Below are 1,865 nucleotides of genomic sequence, written 5' to 3' on the forward strand. Positions count from 1 at the left end.
ATCCAGCCAGCATCTTGAATCACAAACATCCGGTTTTGGGAATCCTACGATTCTCCCAAAATAGGAAATGCTCTAGTCGGACACCAGAGGGATTCAGGCACGCGCCGTTGCAAAAACCAAATATCGTCTGACCGCCCGCCCCGCTTGAGACGTATCGGATCGAGACCGGCGCCTGTTGTTGTGAAGTGCCACGGCCCCGATTCAGCGCAGAGTGCAACCCTTGGACCGTCAGGGCTTCACCCGAACGGGTGACACCGCGACTTCAATGCGTGGAGGACCCTTGGTATCGGGACAAGAGCTTCGCGAGTTCCGCCTGACTTCCGGTGCTTGTTTTCGAGAATATTGCACGGAGCTGGGTTCTGGCGGTTTCACGGCCAATTCCCAGGGCAGAGCTTGCCGCGCCTATACCTCGGCCATCGGCAAGGCGGCAGGCCAGCCGCGTTTCGGCTGCTGTTAGTTGAAAGGCGTGCCTTATCAGTTGCTTGGGTAGCGCCGGTTCGGCCACAAGATCGGTAAAATAGAGGAGCGCGTCTCCGCCGTTAAAGAGGTCATGGACGAACGAGGTCATCGGAATGGCTTCAGCAAGAAGCCATGGCGAACCCTCGCGAGCAATCAAAACGGGCTCCCCGTCGCTCAAGTCGCCGCATTGGCTGACCACGCCTGCGATCAATTTCTGCAAGCGTGAATCACTGGGCCGATCTGCCGCCCGGAGACGACCACCGTGGATAACGAGGCCAGTACCAAGCAGAGCTTCCGCGTGTTTATTGTAGCGGGTGACGCGGCCTCGGCAATTCAGCAACAGCGCTGCGCTTCCCATCCGATCCAGAATGGCCAGGTTCGGTTCGACTGCCGTTTCCCAAACCTTTTCCGCAGCACTGATGATGCGAACCATCGACGGAACGATCGCCAAGAAATCCTCGGCTTCATTCCGGTAGAATGGCCCCTTATGAGCGTCACGAAACATCGAGAGCATCCACCTTCGATCCTTCACCATGAAGTCTATTGCAGCCCACCATTCCCGGTCGCCTGGACGCGCGATTTCTTGGTAATAAGGGAGAACCTCGCGCTCATCACGAGTGGTGATCTCATCCTCGACAACGAAGCTGTCTGTCAGTTTTGCCAACCTCTTGCGCGGTCTACGTTCATGCGGATCGGGAGCACCTTCGATTCTTTCGATCCAAAGGGCGGCGAATTCGGCATGTTCGGTCGAATCGGGTCTGAGCGCGGTCGGCGATCGCTGATCGCTACGAAACGGGTGAGTTGGATCGCAGGTGCGGATAACGCAACTTGTGGCTCCCAGGGAGTGGGCCAGCATTTGAAGCGCTGCGGGCCACTGCCTAAACTCGAACGCGGCGTCGTAGCAAGCCTCGATCGCAGCGGCAATGTTCCGATTGTCGGACATAGGATTTGCGTCGCGATCCCGGTTTCTCGCCCTTTTTCTCCTCATGGCCCGTTGACGGCCCTCCAGCTACAGGCCCCGCAACCGGCTCGGGCCAGGGATGTTTATTTCCCGCGGCCATGCTCGACAGACGGTCAGCTGAGGACCTATCGTCAGACTGACGCATCGAATGAGAGATAGCTACATTAGCATAATAGCCACGCAACTTCACCGATGCTTCTCGACGAAATCTCTGCACGCAGGTGAAAGCCGTTCGATCTGGCTTTCAAGGTCGCATTTACCCATCGGTTTCGTCGGGCAAAACCGTGCGTAGTCGCGGCGACATCCCTTGCCTTCGAAAATTTTGAAAGATCTTACCTGCGTAGGGTTTGTTGCGTTGACTGAACTGGGTATCAGCCCGGTTTCGATCTCCATCGCACCGTCACGACTTGACCCCTTGCTTCCACCCTTGCCCCCACCCTTGCCG

Annotated in this window: 2 protein-coding genes; both read right to left on the reverse strand. The window is 57.2% G+C overall.

Annotated elements, in window-relative coordinates:
• Window positions 1-262: 262 nt before the first annotated feature.
• Complete coding sequence (locus FJ953_RS30285; protein WP_140625667.1) at window positions 263-1,402, reverse strand: helix-turn-helix transcriptional regulator; 1,140 nt, start codon at window positions 1,400-1,402, stop codon at window positions 263-265.
• Between the two features lie 204 nt (window positions 1,403-1,606).
• Window positions 1,607-1,865, reverse strand: a 259-nt coding sequence (locus FJ953_RS30705; RefSeq protein ID WP_210239552.1) for a hypothetical protein, incomplete at its 5' end; no start/stop codon positions are given.

Source organism: Mesorhizobium sp. B2-3-6, from assembly GCF_006442305.1.
Taxonomy (GTDB): domain Bacteria; phylum Pseudomonadota; class Alphaproteobacteria; order Rhizobiales; family Rhizobiaceae; genus Mesorhizobium.

Bases quoted from the DNA above. Each gene is read 5' to 3' on its own strand.
- FJ953_RS30285 (WP_140625667.1), bottom strand. From the start codon at position 1,402: ATGTCCGACAATCGGAACATTGCCGCTGCGATCGAGGCTTGCTACGAC.